Origin of the sequence: Bacillus coreaensis (genome assembly GCF_050586445.1) — a bacterium.
In the GTDB taxonomy this organism is placed as follows: Bacteria; Bacillota; Bacilli; order Bacillales; family Cytobacillaceae; genus Robertmurraya_A; species Robertmurraya_A coreaensis.
Genome location: NZ_JBOCCY010000008.1, coordinates 1 through 14,807, shown reverse-complemented (window position 1 = coordinate 14,807; position 14,807 = coordinate 1). Strand labels below are relative to the sequence as shown.

The 14,807-nt window shown below is 42.2% G+C and carries 12 protein-coding genes; 3 read left to right on the top strand and 9 right to left on the bottom strand.

Annotated features, from left to right (window positions below):
- Position 1: 1 nt before the first annotated feature.
- Positions 2-865 (bottom strand): YitT family protein, encoded by an 864-nt coding sequence (locus ACQ5H4_RS13790; RefSeq protein ID WP_430775538.1) that lies wholly within the window; start codon positions 863-865, stop codon positions 2-4.
- 556 nt (positions 866-1,421) lie between these two features.
- Complete coding sequence (locus ACQ5H4_RS13785; protein ID WP_430775536.1) at positions 1,422-1,727, bottom strand: hypothetical protein; 306 nt, start codon at positions 1,725-1,727, stop codon at positions 1,422-1,424.
- A gap of 252 nt (positions 1,728-1,979) precedes the next feature.
- Here ACQ5H4_RS13785 and ACQ5H4_RS13780 point away from each other — a divergent pair, with 252 nt between their 5' ends.
- A complete protein-coding gene (locus ACQ5H4_RS13780; RefSeq protein WP_430775535.1) occupies positions 1,980-3,533 on the top strand; it encodes a glycine betaine uptake BCCT transporter in 1,554 nt (517 codons plus the stop codon).
- Positions 3,534-3,576: 43 nt separating this feature from the next.
- On the opposite strand, the gene prfB is transcribed toward ACQ5H4_RS13780, so the two are convergent.
- The 6 genes from prfB to ACQ5H4_RS13750 form a co-directional block, all read right to left on the bottom strand.
- Positions 3,577-4,681, bottom strand: a protein-coding gene (gene prfB / locus ACQ5H4_RS13775; protein ID WP_430775534.1) for a peptide chain release factor 2 whose coding sequence is annotated in 2 segments (ribosomal slippage) — positions 3,577-4,608 and positions 4,610-4,681 — 1,104 coding nt in all. Because the reading frame shifts where the segments join, the coding sequence is not laid out codon by codon here.
- A gap of 430 nt (positions 4,682-5,111) precedes the next feature.
- Positions 5,112-7,628 carry a preprotein translocase subunit SecA gene (secA, locus tag ACQ5H4_RS13770; RefSeq protein ID WP_430775532.1) on the bottom strand — a complete coding sequence of 839 codons (2,517 nt, stop codon included), beginning with the start codon at positions 7,626-7,628 and terminating at the stop codon, positions 5,112-5,114.
- 410 nt (positions 7,629-8,038) lie between these two features.
- The gene (locus ACQ5H4_RS13765) at positions 8,039-9,127 is read right to left on the bottom strand and encodes an SEC-C metal-binding domain-containing protein (protein ID WP_430775530.1); all 1,089 of its coding nucleotides are present in this window, start codon (positions 9,125-9,127) and stop codon (positions 8,039-8,041) included.
- Positions 9,128-9,459: 332 nt separating this feature from the next.
- Positions 9,460-10,299: a DUF1028 domain-containing protein gene (locus ACQ5H4_RS13760; protein WP_430775529.1), complete on the bottom strand. Its 840-nt coding sequence runs from the start codon at positions 10,297-10,299 to the stop codon at positions 9,460-9,462.
- A gap of 100 nt (positions 10,300-10,399) precedes the next feature.
- Entirely contained in the window at positions 10,400-10,930 is a 531-nt protein-coding gene (locus tag ACQ5H4_RS13755) for a chromate transporter (protein WP_430775528.1), read from the bottom strand.
- Positions 10,927-11,496, bottom strand: a complete 570-nt coding sequence (locus ACQ5H4_RS13750; protein ID WP_430775527.1) for a chromate transporter — start codon at positions 11,494-11,496, stop codon at positions 10,927-10,929. The genes ACQ5H4_RS13755 and ACQ5H4_RS13750 overlap by 4 nt, the downstream gene beginning before the upstream one ends.
- Positions 11,497-11,671: 175 nt before the next feature.
- On the opposite strand from ACQ5H4_RS13750, the gene ACQ5H4_RS13745 reads away from it, so the two are divergent.
- Together ACQ5H4_RS13745 and ACQ5H4_RS13740 are read left to right on the top strand one after the other, a co-directional pair.
- Positions 11,672-12,646 (top strand): BMP family lipoprotein, encoded by a 975-nt coding sequence (locus tag ACQ5H4_RS13745; protein ID WP_430775526.1) that lies wholly within the window; start codon positions 11,672-11,674, stop codon positions 12,644-12,646.
- Between the two features lie 12 nt (positions 12,647-12,658).
- On the top strand, positions 12,659-14,314 hold the full coding sequence (locus tag ACQ5H4_RS13740; RefSeq protein WP_430775525.1) for a methyl-accepting chemotaxis protein: 1,656 nt from the start codon (positions 12,659-12,661) through the stop codon (positions 14,312-14,314).
- Between the two features lie 187 nt (positions 14,315-14,501).
- Here ACQ5H4_RS13740 and ACQ5H4_RS13735 read toward each other — a convergent pair.
- A partial coding sequence (locus ACQ5H4_RS13735) for an IS3 family transposase (protein ID WP_430775524.1) occupies positions 14,502-14,807 on the bottom strand: 306 nt, incomplete at its 5' end.

Sequence of the window (14,807 nt, the reverse complement as noted above, 5' to 3'; positions counted from 1 at the left end):
ACTAGGCTCGTTTGAAACCCTCACCAAGCACCTCGGAAGCATCCATAACAATGACAAATGCAGATGGGTCAATGGTTTTCACTAGTTGTTTCAATTTCGTGAACTCTGTTTGATCAACAACACACATCAGGATTGGTCGCTCGTGATCGGTATAACCACCGTATGCTGATAGTTTTGTCACACCACGGTCGATTTTATTCAGAATGCATTCACGTACTTCCGCCTGCTTGTTGGTGATAATCATCGCCATCTTAGAACGACCGAGACCAACTTGAACCAAGTCAATCGTTTTCGTTGTTACATACAAGGCAATCAATGCATACAAGCCTCGTTCAATATCAAACACAATCGCAGCAGACAAAACAATTAATCCATCGATAATTGCCACACATGTTCCCAATGTAAGACCCGTGTATTTGTTAATAATCTGAGCCGCCAGATCCGTTCCACCGGTTGACGCCTTGCCGCGGAACACGATTCCTAATCCTAGACCCACTCCAATTCCCCCGAACAATGCACCGAGTAGTGGATCATTCGTCCAAGGCTCATAATCATTCGTAAAAAACACGACTAATGGCAGAAAAATCGTTCCCACCAGCGTTTTCACACCAAAATTCTTCCCTAATAAAAGAACACCAGCAATAAATAAAGGAATATTAAAAGTCCACTGAACAATAGCTGGTTCAAATCCAAATAGAGAATAGAGAATGGTGGATATCCCACTTACCCCACCAGAAGCAATTTGATTGGGTAATAAAAATAAGTTAAAGGCAATCGCCACAATAGCTGATCCAATTAGTACATATATGTATTCTAAAAATACTTCTACCTTCGGAGGGACTCCCGATGTCTTTTTTCGATTCATTAACCGTGTCTCCTTTACCAACCTCTTTTTCAAAGGCTCTTTTCTAAAACATTGTTGCTATATACACACTTTTTAGGATAGTAACTATTTGTTTCAACAGCCACTCAGAATATTTTCATCCTTAGAAAAGAGCTACTCTCCAAATAGACCAATAAACCCAGCGTTATGCGGGGAAAAATCCGGCATTTGGGATTTTTCCAAAACAACAAACTTTAAGAAAACAATCTTTATAAATAACTAGGCGAGTATAGCATGGAGGAAAAAGGTTGTAAATGCCACTGTACCACCGTGTTAAAGGGTTAAAAAACCTTCTTATATATTGCTCTTTTCTTAAACTTTGTTGCTTTTTGAATCATAATTTTAATGATTGTCTAAGTTTCCGTAGAAAATTTGTATAAATTTAATAAGAAAAGAGCCTGTAAACAAAATTCTTAAGCGCAAAATAGCTATCTCCACGTTAAAATCGGCTTTAAGATTTTAACAACAAACATTACGACAACAGCGTTTTATTAATATGATACAAAATAAGACCGGGCATTCACCATGCTCGGTCTTATTACTGTTTATTCACGATTCCAACCGCGATCGTTTCGAGAAACGGACGAACGCTCGTAGATCGATTTTTCGCATATCGGATCATCATAATCACATCATGCAGCTCTTGTGGCGTTAAAAGCTCAATTGCCCAATCCACAAATTCCTCATTGGAGATGGCATAATTTTCGGTAGGTACTTTAATTTGTTTATATGTACGGAGTTCATCACGTAAAAGTCGCTTATAATATTCATATTTTAGCTCCACCAATTCATCCTCTTTGCGGAGTTTTTCGGTTAAATAGAGCATTGATTGCTCATTAATCATAACTATTTTTTCACCTCTGTCCAGCACGTTCGCATTCCTTTCATTATGATAACAAAAAACTAGCGTTGTGCCTATTTCTTCACAAAATTCTTGATCCTTTCTCTATTATTTTTGAAAACCCTTTATCCTTCAAGGGCATTTGGTATTAATTTCACCGCTTTTTTTCCAGCCATTCCTAATTCCTTGACAAACGTATGAATTAGTAGAAAGATTGTATACTATGTGAGAAAGAACTGTAGAAAGGATGATTCTGTGCAAGAGAAGAAACTAGGCTCGGTATTTTACATATCTGTCATTATAATTAGTTTATTTGTTTTATGGGGATTAATCGCACCAGATCACTTGGCTAATTCTGCAAATGCGGCACTCGCCTTTACAACGGGGACTTTTGGCTGGTTTTATCTATTAGCTGCCTTTATCTTTTTAGTATTTGCGGCGTACTTAGCATTTGGTCCATATGGAAAAATTAAGCTCGGGAAAGATGATGATGACCCCGAATACTCATACTTTTCATGGTTCGCCATGTTATTTTCCGCAGGGATGGGGATTGGATTGGTCTTTTGGGGAGTAGCTGAACCCATCACTCATTATATTGATCCCCCGCTTGATTTGGCTGAAGGTCAAACAGCAGAAGCAGCTCGTTATTCATTACGATACTCCTTTTTCCACTGGGGGCTCCACCCTTGGGCGATTTATTGCATCATTGCCCTTGGACTTGCTTATTCACAATTTAGAAAAGGGGAATCTGGACTGATTAGTTCAACCTTTCGCCCTCTGCTTGGAAACAGGGTCGAGGGACCGATTGGAAAGGGAATTGATACATTTGCTACAATCGCAACGACGTTTGGTGTGGCGACTTCACTTGGATTAGGGACCCTCCAAATTAACAGTGGCCTTTCCCATGTATTTGGAATTCCAAACAATACGACGATTCAAATGTTCATTATCGCTATTGTTACCATCCTTTATATGGTTTCTGCTACCACAGGACTAGATAGAGGAATTCGTTACTTAAGTAATTTGAATTTAGGACTGGCAGTCGCGCTCTTATTATTTGTGATAGTCGTTGGACCGACCTCCTTTATATTTGATGCCTTAACCACTACAATTGGTGGCTACATAGGAAACATCATTCCAATGAGCTTCCGTTTATCACCTTTTACACAAGGAACATGGGTTGGCGCATGGACCCTATTTTACTGGGCATGGTGGATATCCTGGGCGCCATTTGTTGGAACGTTTATCGCTCGCGTATCTAAAGGAAGAACCATTAAGGAGTTTGTCCTAGGGGTCTTGCTCGTCCCAACCTTATTCGGTACCATTTGGTTTTCAGCTTTTGGAGGCTCCGCTCTTTTCTTTGAGCTTTTTGAAAACAAAGGAATTGTCGATGCGGTGAGCAACGACGTGACAACTGCCCTTTTCATCACCTTAGAGCAGTTCCCACTTGGAACCATTTTAGCAGGCTTAGGAACATTGTTAATTATTACGTTCTTCATTACCTCTGCTGACTCCGCTACATTAGTGCTTGGAATGCTCACGTCCAAAGGGGTGTTAAATCCCGCGAATTCTACAAAAATCATTTGGGGTTTCCTGCAATCAAGCATCGCTGCGGTGTTATTGTGGAGTGGAGGATTGAATGGGCTTCAAACTGCTTCAATTGTAGCTGCCTTGCCATTTGCGGTGATTATGGTACTGATGGTCGTCTCCTTGAGTATGTCATTAAATGAGGAAGTACGAGAGCAGAAGAGGATTGAAAAGCGTCGGAATAAAAAGTTAGACCAGCTGTTAAGAGAAAGTGATTTGTAGAGAAAAAGCCTTCTAGCTTTGATGCTTAGAAGGCTTTCTTATTTTATAAGCTTAATTTCGAACGCAAGTACGCATTGATGAAAATTTCAAGATCTCCATCCATAACCGCTTGCACATTTCCTGTCTCCGTGCTTGTACGGTGGTCTTTTACCATCGAGTACGGGTGGAATACGTACGACCGAATTTGTGATCCCCAGCCAATTTCCTTCTGCTCGCCACGAATTTCCAACAGCTCTGCTTCTTGCTCTTCAATCTTTTTCTGATAAAGCTTGGCTTGAAGCATCTTCATCGCACGCTCACGGTTTTTAATTTGCGAACGCTCGGTTTGACACGTCACCACGACATTCGTTGGTAAGTGAGTAATACGAACGGCAGAGTCTGTCGTGTTAATATGCTGTCCACCGGCACCACTCGCACGGTACGTATCAATTTTTAAATCTTCTGTACGGATGTCGATTTCAATTTCATCGTTGAATTCTGGCATCACTTCACAAGAAACGAAGGACGTATGACGGCGACCTGATGAATCGAACGGCGAAATACGCACTAGACGATGGACCCCTTTTTCTGCTTTTAGGTAGCCGTACGCATTATGACCTTTGATCGCTAAAGTGACACTTTTAATCCCCGCTTCGTCACCTGGTAGGTAATCAAGCGTCTCCACCTTAAAGCCCTTCTTCTCTGCCCACCTTGTATACATACGAAGAAGCATCGAACCCCAGTCCTGTGACTCGGTTCCGCCAGCACCTGGATGAAGCTCAAGGATCGCATTGTTTTTGTCATATTCTTCACTTAGTAGGAGTTGTAATTCGAATTGAGCAAGACGCTCCGAGAATTCTTTTAGCTCTGTTGCCAGGTCGTTTTGCATTTCTTCATCTGTTTCTTCACGAACAAGTTCATACGTGAGATCTAAGTTTTCGTACACTTCGTACAGGTCATGAAATTCATGTACCTGATCTTTTAATTCGTTGGATTCCGAGATCACCGCCTGCGCTGCTTGCTGGTCATTCCAAAATTCAGGTTGAAGCATGACATCGTCAAGCTCCGCAATTCGTGCCTCTTTGTTTTCTAAGTCAAAGAGACCCCCTAAAGTCCGCTAATTTCTTAGCTGTTTTTTCAAGCTCATTACGAATATCTGCTAATTCCATAATTGTGCCACCTCTATAAGAATTTTAATAAGATCGTTTTCCATAAAAAGAGGACGGTAGAATCTGTTGCTACCGACCCTCTATTTTATTATGTTTGTTTGGGATTGGAACGTGAGTTGGGTTTTGTTTCGCAAGTATTTTTTGCGAATCGCAAATATATGGTTAGGATCGCAAGTAATTTTCGAGAATCGCAAATATATTTTTATAATCGCAAGTAAATCTTGAGAATCGCAAATATATTTTTGCAATCGCAAGTAAATCCTGAGAATCGCAAATATATTTTTGTAATCGCAAATATATTTCTAAAATCCCAAGTAAATCTTGAGAATCGAAACTTTCTCTCCCCAAAACTACTGCAAACTCACTAAAAACCGCCCATTCTTGTCCTAAAATCACCTTAATGCCAAAAATCCAGCCACTTTTATTGCCTCTAGTCTAAGCTTCCGCAGCAGTTTTTATACTTTTTGCCGCTTCCGCAAATACATGGGTCGTTACGACCGACATCCATTGCCTTGGTTACTGGCTTTTTCTTGACTGCCTTTTCGCCGTCTTCTTTTGGGTTCACTGCTTGGCCCTTGGCAACCTCTTGGCGCTCTAGGTTGTTGCGGATTTCTGCCTTCATGACGTACTTCGCCACATCCTCTTCAATGGCTGCGATCATGCTTTCGAACATCGCAAAGCCTTCGTGGTTATATTCGCGAAGTGGGTCAATTTGACCGTACGCACGTAAGTGAATTCCTTGACGAAGCTGATCCATTGCATCGATGTGATCAATCCACTTCGAGTCAACAGCACGAAGCACGACAACTTTTTCGAATTCACGCATTTGCTCGAATGAAAGCTGCTCTTCTTTTTCGTCGTAGCGCTCCTTCACTTTCGCAAGAATCAATTCTGCCATGGCCTCTGGCTCTTTATTTTTCAGGTCATCAACTGTTACAACACCTTCGTGTAGAAGATTTCCGTTCACATAGTCAATGATTCCTTGCAGGTTCCATTTGTCACGATCCTCAAAGCTCGGTGTGTGAACTTCCACGCTGCGGCTAACAACCGTTTCAATCATTTTCTCTACGATTTCACGCAGATTCTCAGACTCAAGCACTTCATTTCTTTGCGTGTATAAAATTTCACGCTGCTGACGAAGCACATCGTCGTAAGAAAGAAGCTGCTTACGCGCATCGAAGTTGTTTCCTTCAACACGTTTTTGCGCCGATTCTACGGCTCTTGATACCATTTTACTTTGGATTGGCTGAGAATCGTCCATGCCAAGACGTGTCATCATTGCCTTCATATTGTCTGAACCGAAGCGGCGCATTAGCTCATCTTCCATTGATAGATAGAACTGTGTGACCCCTGGATCTCCCTGACGACCCGAACGTCCACGAAGCTGATTATCGATACGACGGCTCTCATGGCGCTCCGTACCAATAACGGCTAAGCCGCCAACCTCTTTTACACCTTCACCAAGTTTAATATCTGTACCACGACCAGCCATGTTGGTAGCGATCGTTACCGCACCTTTATAACCTGCTTCTGCAATGATTTCTGCCTCGCGCTCGTGATTCTTCGCATTTAATACATTATGGCGAATACCTTTTTTCGTTAGGTATTTTGAAATTAATTCAGATGTTTCAATCGCAACAGTACCAACAAGAACGGGTTGGCCCTTGCTGTTTCGCTCTGCAATATCCTCCACAACGGCACGGAATTTCCCGTCCATTGATGCGTAGATTAAATCGGCACGGTCATCACGGGCAATCGGACGATTCGTAGGAATGACAACAACATTCATATTATAAATATTGCGGAATTCCTCTTCCTCTGTTTTCGCTGTACCCGTCATTCCTGACAATTTTTCATACATACGGAAGTAGTTCTGGAACGTAATCGTCGCAAGCGTCATGCTCTCGTTTTGAACCTCCAGACCTTCCTTCGCTTCAATCGCTTGGTGAAGACCATCGCTATAACGACGTCCCTTCATGAGACGACCTGTAAATTGGTCAACGATCACGATTTCCCCGTCTTGCACCACATAGTCTACATCTAAATGCATGCTCGCGTGTGCTTTAAGCGCTTGTCCGATATGATGGTTCAACGCGACATGACGGATATCGAATAAGTTCTCGATGCCAAACGCGCGCTCTGCTCTGTTGATTCCGTCTTCCGTCAGCTGAACACCCTTTGTCTTTTCATCGTACGTGTAGTCCTCTTCTTTTTTCAACGTACGAACAAACGCATTCGCTTGAATATAAAGAGCTGTCGACTTTTGAGCCGAACCAGAAATGATCAATGGTGTACGCGCTTCGTCGATGAGGATGGAGTCGACTTCGTCAATGACCGCATAGAAAAGCGGACGCTGTACCTTTTGCTCTTTGTACAGAACCATGTTGTCACGAAGATAATCGAATCCAAGTTCATTATTCGTTGAATAAGTAATATCACAAGCATACGCAGCTTGCTTTTCTTCTTTTGAAAGGCCGTTTGTGTTTAGACCCACTGTTAAGCCTAAGAACGTATAAAGTTGACCCATTTCTGTCGCGTCACGGCTTGCCAAGTATTCGTTGACCGTTACGACGTGAACGCCTCTTCCAGACAAGGCGTTTAAATATACAGGCATGGTAGACGTTAACGTTTTCCCTTCCCCTGTCTTCATCTCGGAAATGTTCCCTTCATGAAGAGACGCGCCCCCCATGAGCTGAACAGGATACGGGTATAGTCCTAGAACTCGCTTGGCCCCTTCGCGAACAACGGCAAATGCTTCAACAAGCAAATCATCCAACGACTCGCCACCTTGATAGCGAGACTTGAACTCGTCCGTTTTAGCACGAAGCTCGTCATCGCTCAACGCTTCCATTCTTGGTGCCAATTTTTCAATTTCTTCACTCAGTTTGGTTAGGCGTTTTAATTCTCTTTTATTTGGATCAAACACTTTATTTAACATTCCAAGCATTTAGAAACGCTCCTTTTTGGATAAAGTTGTTTTCGTAAAGTTTGTTGTTTTGTAAAAATCCCAAATGCCGGATTTTTCCCCGCATAACGCTGGGTTTTATTGGTCTATTTGGAGAGTAGCTCTTTTCTAAAGATAAAAATATTCTGATTGGCTATTGAAACGAATAGTTAATTTCCTAAAAAGTGTGTATATAGCAACAATGTTTTAGAAAAGAGCCTTGGGTTATGGCTATTATGTATAAATTCGCCAGGTAGCTTGGCGAACCCTTCGTTATTCGAATGTTTACCTATTATTTTATCACTTTTGGGTAATCAGTGCCAATAAGAGCCTGAATGTGTTACTAAGGCTCTTTTCTTAAATTATGGAACATATTTGAATGATTGTTCTGAGTTTCCGCAGAAAAGAACAACCTACTTTAAATACTCGTCCTCTTCTAGTTCAATCTGTAAGTCTTCTAAAATCATCGCACGGAGTTCTCGTAACTCAGGAGTGAGCGTGGTTTTTAAGTCCCTGACAATTCTTCCAAGACTAGTAGCAGATACTCCCGTCTCCAAGGCAAACTCATTAATCGTTAGATCGACTAACGGATGAACCTCCATTGCCACGTACTGAACAGCCGCCACGTACACAGATTTGTTTTTCAACTGCTTCGGCTTGATTTGACAATAACGATTCCAAAGTGCGATTCCCGTTCCTGTTAGTTCTGGTGGAGAACCATAGCTCTTAAACTCTTGAACTAAAAGGTCCGCTACCACCTTGTGAACAGGAAGTGGCCAGTTGAAATTGTCGATGTTCACTTCAGCAGATAAAAATTGAATTTCGTTCATCACATAAAGAAGCTGATTTTTCAAAAACTCGATGGGGTCATCGTACTTGCTTTCAGCAAACTCCTGCTTAATAAACTCTTCATCTCTTTGATCAGACTCCCCTTCAAGGTCGAAGAAGGTCGGGAAAAAGATCCACTCGTCACGATAAGGAACGATAAATCCGAAAATAAAGGAATTTGGCTCGGCCTCTGATGGCTGAAGAAGCTTTATCTGTAGATGCTCATCAGTCAACGTGTCCTTCATCGTTACACTTGTTGGCGTAAGCTCCAGCATTCTCCCTGCTACCGGGCGAGGATTGTGCCAGGAAGCGACGATATCTCGCAAACTCGCTCTTGTGACCGTTTTATCACGGTGATCGATGAAGTCTTGTAAAAACGTCCTATTTTGGTCCACTAGCTTGAAAAGAGCAAACCACACCGTGTGGATAAAACCAAAAAATTCAATTTCCTTTTCATCGTCCACTAACGCCGGTAAGACATATGTATCAAAATCCTCGTCTATTTCATCACCGTACATATAATCCACATCGCTGATGATCTTTGCCTGAATTTGCTCAATCTCACGTTCAATTAATGAGCTAATCGAAATGGCTTCTTTTAAGCCACAACATTTTTTATATTTTTTCCCGCTCCCACATGTACATGGTGCATTTCGGTTAAATGATGCTGCCATTCGGTTCTCCTTCTTTATCAAGGCTCTTTTCTTAAACTTTATTGTTGGAGATAAAAAACGCTTAACCTGAGCTACAATATATAGCAAAATAGACTCCAATTGTAAGAAAAGAGCTTGCATTCTTAATTTCAAGCACAAAATAGCTTGTTTCTACGTTAAAATCGGCTTTTAGATTTTAACAACACTCTATGTGAACATAGCCTTTATCCAAATATCTATCTCTTTAGTGTAAACGATTCTGGTGGAATACAAAAGGGATAGAGGAGAAAATGGGTCGTGTTTTTCAAAATAAAAAACACTTCTAGGCTAGGAAGAAGTGCTCACTATTAAAACTATTGCTTTTTCATATAATCAAGAACGTCCAAGTCAATTTTCCCACGCTCTAACTCACGCGCTTCAAAGTTCTCGGTATGTATATAACGAGTCAGTGCCTTGTGAACACTTTCCTCATCCACATACAGTTCCAAATATCTGTGACGTCTCAAGCAGGCAACCAATTCTTCCTTCACATGCCCTTCAATCGCAGCAATCCGCTCTTGCTTAGGAGGAGCAAAGTAAAGTTGCTGCAAACCAAACACACGAATGAGCTCTTTAATGGGCTCCGGATGATCGTCGACACGAAGATCGATGAAACGATCATTGTAGCCACCATAACCACCCGCTTCCTTCACTACTAATAGGGCCGCTGATTGCTGACCACGACTGTCACCTCCAGCCTCTTGCCCCGCATTTAACGCGGCAAGCAAACGTTCAGCCAGAGTACCACTTGTCTCTTGAAACGTGTTTGCCATCGCTTGTACGGTCTTTTCGTCGACTAAAATATTCCCCTGTGTAGCAAAATGCTCGCCAGTGATTCCACCGGCCCAGTCATAGCATTTTTCACCGGTAAAAGTAGCGGCATTTCCTTTAGCATCGATCACTCCAACCTGTCGGAGATCCTTGTCCTCATCACGAGAGGTAATGATTTCGATCACCTCTTCTGCTGACTTCCCTTCTGAAAATAACTGAAGTGCCTCCGGACCATACGCCGTATTCGCATATGACTGCGTCGCAACAGCACCTACTCCAGCCTTCGCAAACGGAACCACGGCTCCGACTCCAAGAAACTTTGATTGTACCGCAATTCCCCATTCTTTTTCCTTTGGATCATAACCTACGATTGAAAACGTCATGTTTCTGCCTCCTCACGCTTCTAATAAGGTCAGTCGCACATGAAGCAAGCCTTTGTTGCGCTAGCAACACCAGCTTGTGGAATGTGCTACTGATCCTGACTTATCCTAAGAATACCCCACCATAAACAAGCGCACCCGCTATCACATAGGCAGGATGAACCTTCAGCCTTTCCATCAACACAAAGGCAATGACACCAATCCCTATCGTCTGCCAAATGCCCGCTCCTTCATATGAGGAGAAAAAGAAATCATATGTCATCACCCCTAATAGGACGGCAATGACTGGTCGCACCAATACGGTGAGTCGCTTAACCTTTGGTGATTCTTTATATTTCATCAATAAACCGAGTAAAGTAACCATCAAAATTAACGACGGTGCCACCGTAGCAAATACAGCAACCACTGCTCCGAACACACCACCCACTTCATAACCAATATAACCGGCCATTTTGGTCGCAATCGGTCCTGGCAGTGCATTCCCTAACGCGAGCACCTCACTAAATTCATTAACAGACAACCATTCATACCGATCCACCACTTCATTTTCAACCAGTGGAATCGAAGCCGGTCCCCCTCCATACCCGAGAATTCCCGGAATAAAAAACGCCAAAAACAATTGCCAATAAATCATGCCGACGTCTTCTCCTTTTCCTTAGACTTCTCAGGATCTTTTTTCAATAAAGCACTGAGTAATAAAGCAAAAATAATGATTGCAGGATGCACGTTTAAAAATTGAAGTAACACAAGGCTCGCTAAAACAAAAAGAAGTGTCCAGCCCCAACCGAGACTAGAGCTCGATGATTTTTTTACAAAATCCCAAGTTAATGTTGCAAGCATCACCGCAACAACCGGCACTACCGCCATCGACATCCCTCGCACCCATGGTTCGTCCTTGTAGGTATTTAGTACATTTAGCAAGATAATCATGAAAAAAATACTCGGTAAAATCGAGGCAAAAAGAGCGTTTAAAAGTCCTAACACACCACCCACACGATACCCAATATAACCGGCCATCTTCGTATTAATCGGCCCTGGCAAGGCATTAGCAAGTGCCAAAATATCCCCAAACTCATCCGAATCCATCCATTTGAATGTATCGACAACTTCCTTTTTCACAAGAGGAATTGATGATGGCCCCCCACCGTAGCCCAGAATTCCTGAGCGGAAGAAGGCGATAAATAACTGTCTGTGCTTCATAACATTCCTCCTAAATTAAAAAATTCAGATAGTTTCATCATACCAAACTTATGTGTTTTCGTTAACCGTTTATTTCGGAATTCGAGATATTCACAAAATCGAAACAATTTACTTAAACTTGTCGAATTTTGTCCGATACATAAGAGGTATGTACAACCAAGAGGAGGACAGCAATATGCTAAAAAGAATATTCTTATTGTTCCTAGTCGTGAACGTTTTAAGCGCATGTTCACTCGGAGCACAGCAAACAAAGACAGAAAAAGAATATAAAATTGGAATTCTTTTATCTGATAGTGGACTTGGAGACGAGTCCTTTAACGATTCGGCGTTCCGAGGTCTAGAACGTGCTCGCGATGAGTTTGGAATTTTATTTGACTATAAAGAAGCTCCAGATGGAGACTTCGAAGAAAAACTAACGGAACTTGTCGAGGAAGAATATGACCTGATTATCGGTCTTGGTTTCTCTGTCAAGGAAGCGTTGGAGAAGGTGGCAAAGGACCATCCAAATCAGCAATTTATGATTATAGATGAGGTTTCCGAGCTTGAAAACGTCGTATCCCTCACCTTTAAGGAATACGAAGGAAGCTTTTTAGTAGGAATGGTCGCTGCGATGAAGAGCACCACGGGAAAGATTGGATTTATCGGTGGCTTTGATGTGCCTGTCGTGAATCATTTTAAAGTAGGCTACATACAAGGAGCCAAATACGTCAATCCGAATGTAGAAGTAATGGTCGAGTATGCGAATTCCTTTGGAGACGCGACACTTGGTGGGACAATTGCCGAAAAACAAATCGCAGCTGGTGCGGATTTCATCTATCCTGCAGCTGGATTTACTGGCTTCGGAGCACTTCAGACCGCTCAAAAACTAGGTAAGCTAGCAGCTGGTGTGGATTCTGACCAATTTTTCGTAGCTGAAAAGGCTGTTACCACTTCTATGTTAAAAAATATTGACGTGGCCGTATACGATATCGCTAAAGAATTGAAGGAAACAGGAAAAATTGGTTCTTCCGCATATGTGCTCGGTCTGTCTGAAAACGGTGTTGGCTTAGCGGACATTCGTGTGGTACAACTAACAGATGCTGAAAACAGCCAGCTTGAAGAAGCAAAAGAGAAAATCATTTCGGGCGACATTACTGTCGAAATGGAATAAGGAGGGAATGACATGAAACTTAGATCTCGCTTACTCATCATCGCCATCATTCCACTTTTATTATCAACATTGATTATTGGATTTATGATATCTCAGCTAGTGAGTATGCAAAGCTCCGCTAAGGATGATGTACAGGTTTTATTATTGGTGGAAGGTATTCAAGGAGAGCTGGTAGTTGCCAAGCAAGCACTCTCAAATTATACATTCAACCAAAGTGAAGCAAACAAATCAGAAGCTGTGACACAATTACAGAACATTGATGAGCAAATGGCGGCACTTACAAAAGTGATTAGAGTGGATGAGCAGAAAGCAACGCTAGGGAAAGTACAAGAAAAGTTTGACGCCCTATCGTCTGAGGTTGATGCGGGGTTTGGAAGTAACGACCCCTCGGCGATTAAAAGACAATCGATTCGTATTTCTGGTGTCTTGAATGATGTATACCTGTTGGATAAACAGACTGGAGAATGGTATGACGAAATGCTCCAACAAACCGAGAAGAAGATTCAGTTTGTTGTATTATTCTCAATCATTGCGATTGTTATATTAATTGTATTATCTAGCCTTTCAACTTGGTTCTTGGCTAGACGTATTGCGAAACCATTACGTGAAGTGGTGGATCACGCGATTAAAGTGGCGGACGGAGACCTCACTGTGGAAGTGGAATCAGTAAAGGAAGATAGTTCTTACGAGCTAGATCAGCTAAAATCTGCTTTTTCGTTAATGATTTCGAATGTAAAACAAACCGTTCAATCAATTGAACAAGTCGGCGAACGAGTGACGGGCTTTACCACTGAAGTATCTGGACATATGGTAAATTTGCGTGAAATCAGCAACCAGGTGGCTGTTTCAACAGAAGAACTTGCGCGCGGAAGCCAATCGGTTTCAGAAGACATTCAATCGACAGCTGGCTCTATGGGTGCGATGAACGAAGAATTCTCTCGCGTTCAGGATAAAACCGAGCAATCATCACAGGCTGGATCCGCTGCGTTGAATTCGGTTCAAACTGGTCGAGTGTCGTTGGAAAAACAAGTTGAACTCGCTTCACAGTTGTCTAGGTCAACCGATCATATTAAAACATCCGTCGAGGGCTTCACGCAATTCGCAGGACAAATTGAGGAAGCAGCACGTTCCGTACGTGAAATCGCTGATCAAACGAATTTGTTAGCCTTAAATGCGGCTATTGAAGCGGCACGCGCTGGCGAGGCTGGTAAAGGATTTGCCGTTGTAGCCGACGAAGTTCGTAAGCTGGCAGACGACTCCACTAAGGCAACGGAACACATCACAACGATGGTTAGCCATATGAAAAAAGGCATTGCGACCATTGTAGAAGCAACGGAGCTTGGATATGAGTTATCCAATCAACAGCAGTCATCTATGAAGGAAACAGAATCTTCATTTGAAGTGATTTCTATGAATGTGATGGCGATCAATGAGCAATTGGATGCATTGGTTGCGGGGATGAAAACTTCTAGCAGCATGAGTACTTCTGTTATATCTGCGATTGAGAATATTTCGTCGGTTACCGAGGAAACTGCGGCTGGAACGGAAGAGATTAGTGCTTCTACGGATGCGCAGCTTCAGGCGTTTGAGCAGGTGAATGAGAAGATGGAGCAGCTGCAGGAGCTGACGGTGGAGATGAAGAAGGAATTGGCGAAGTTTCGGTTGTAGGTGATTTTTGTCGGTTTAGTATGAAATGTATGTCGAATCGGAAAAGTTGCAACAAAACCGATCGAAGATGCAAGAAACTGAGTCAGAGTTGCAAGAAATCCAATGAAAGTTGCAACAAACCTAATATTAGGACCATAAATAATGCCTACTCTGAAGTGACCCCTAAAAGTTAGACACGGTTATTTCATTAGGCAGCGTGGGTAAAATGAGTTCGGTATTGTACCGGACTCATTTTTAATTTTGCCTTAATCCGTTTCGTATTATAGTAATTGATATATTTTTGTAATTCTATTTTAAAATGTTCCACACTCTCAAATTCCTCTGTGTAGAGGAACTCAGATTTCATAATTCCAAAGAAATTCTCCATGACAGAGTTGTCATAACAGTTTACTTTTCGAGACATACTTTGGACTATCTTTCTTGATTTAAGTGCGTGACGATATTGCTTCATCTGATAATGCCACCCTTGATCAGAATGCATGAGTAGCTGGTG

Coding starts and splice junctions, on each gene's coding strand:
- ACQ5H4_RS13790 (WP_430775538.1), bottom strand. CDS start 865: ATGAATCGAAAAAAGACATCGGGAGTCCCTCCGAAGGTAGAAGTATTT.
- ACQ5H4_RS13785 (WP_430775536.1), bottom strand. CDS start 1,727: ATGATTAATGAGCAATCAATGCTCTATTTAACCGAAAAACTCCGCAAA.
- secA (WP_430775532.1), bottom strand. CDS start 7,628: ATGCTTGGAATGTTAAATAAAGTGTTTGATCCAAATAAAAGAGAATTA.
- ACQ5H4_RS13765 (WP_430775530.1), bottom strand. CDS start 9,127: ATGGCAGCATCATTTAACCGAAATGCACCATGTACATGTGGGAGCGGG.
- ACQ5H4_RS13760 (WP_430775529.1), bottom strand. CDS start 10,299: ATGACGTTTTCAATCGTAGGTTATGATCCAAAGGAAAAAGAATGGGGA.
- ACQ5H4_RS13755 (WP_430775528.1), bottom strand. CDS start 10,930: ATGATTTATTGGCAATTGTTTTTGGCGTTTTTTATTCCGGGAATTCTC.
- ACQ5H4_RS13750 (WP_430775527.1), bottom strand. CDS start 11,496: ATGAAGCACAGACAGTTATTTATCGCCTTCTTCCGCTCAGGAATTCTG.
- ACQ5H4_RS13745 (WP_430775526.1), top strand. CDS start 11,672: ATGCTAAAAAGAATATTCTTATTGTTCCTAGTCGTGAACGTTTTAAGC.
- ACQ5H4_RS13740 (WP_430775525.1), top strand. CDS start 12,659: ATGAAACTTAGATCTCGCTTACTCATCATCGCCATCATTCCACTTTTA.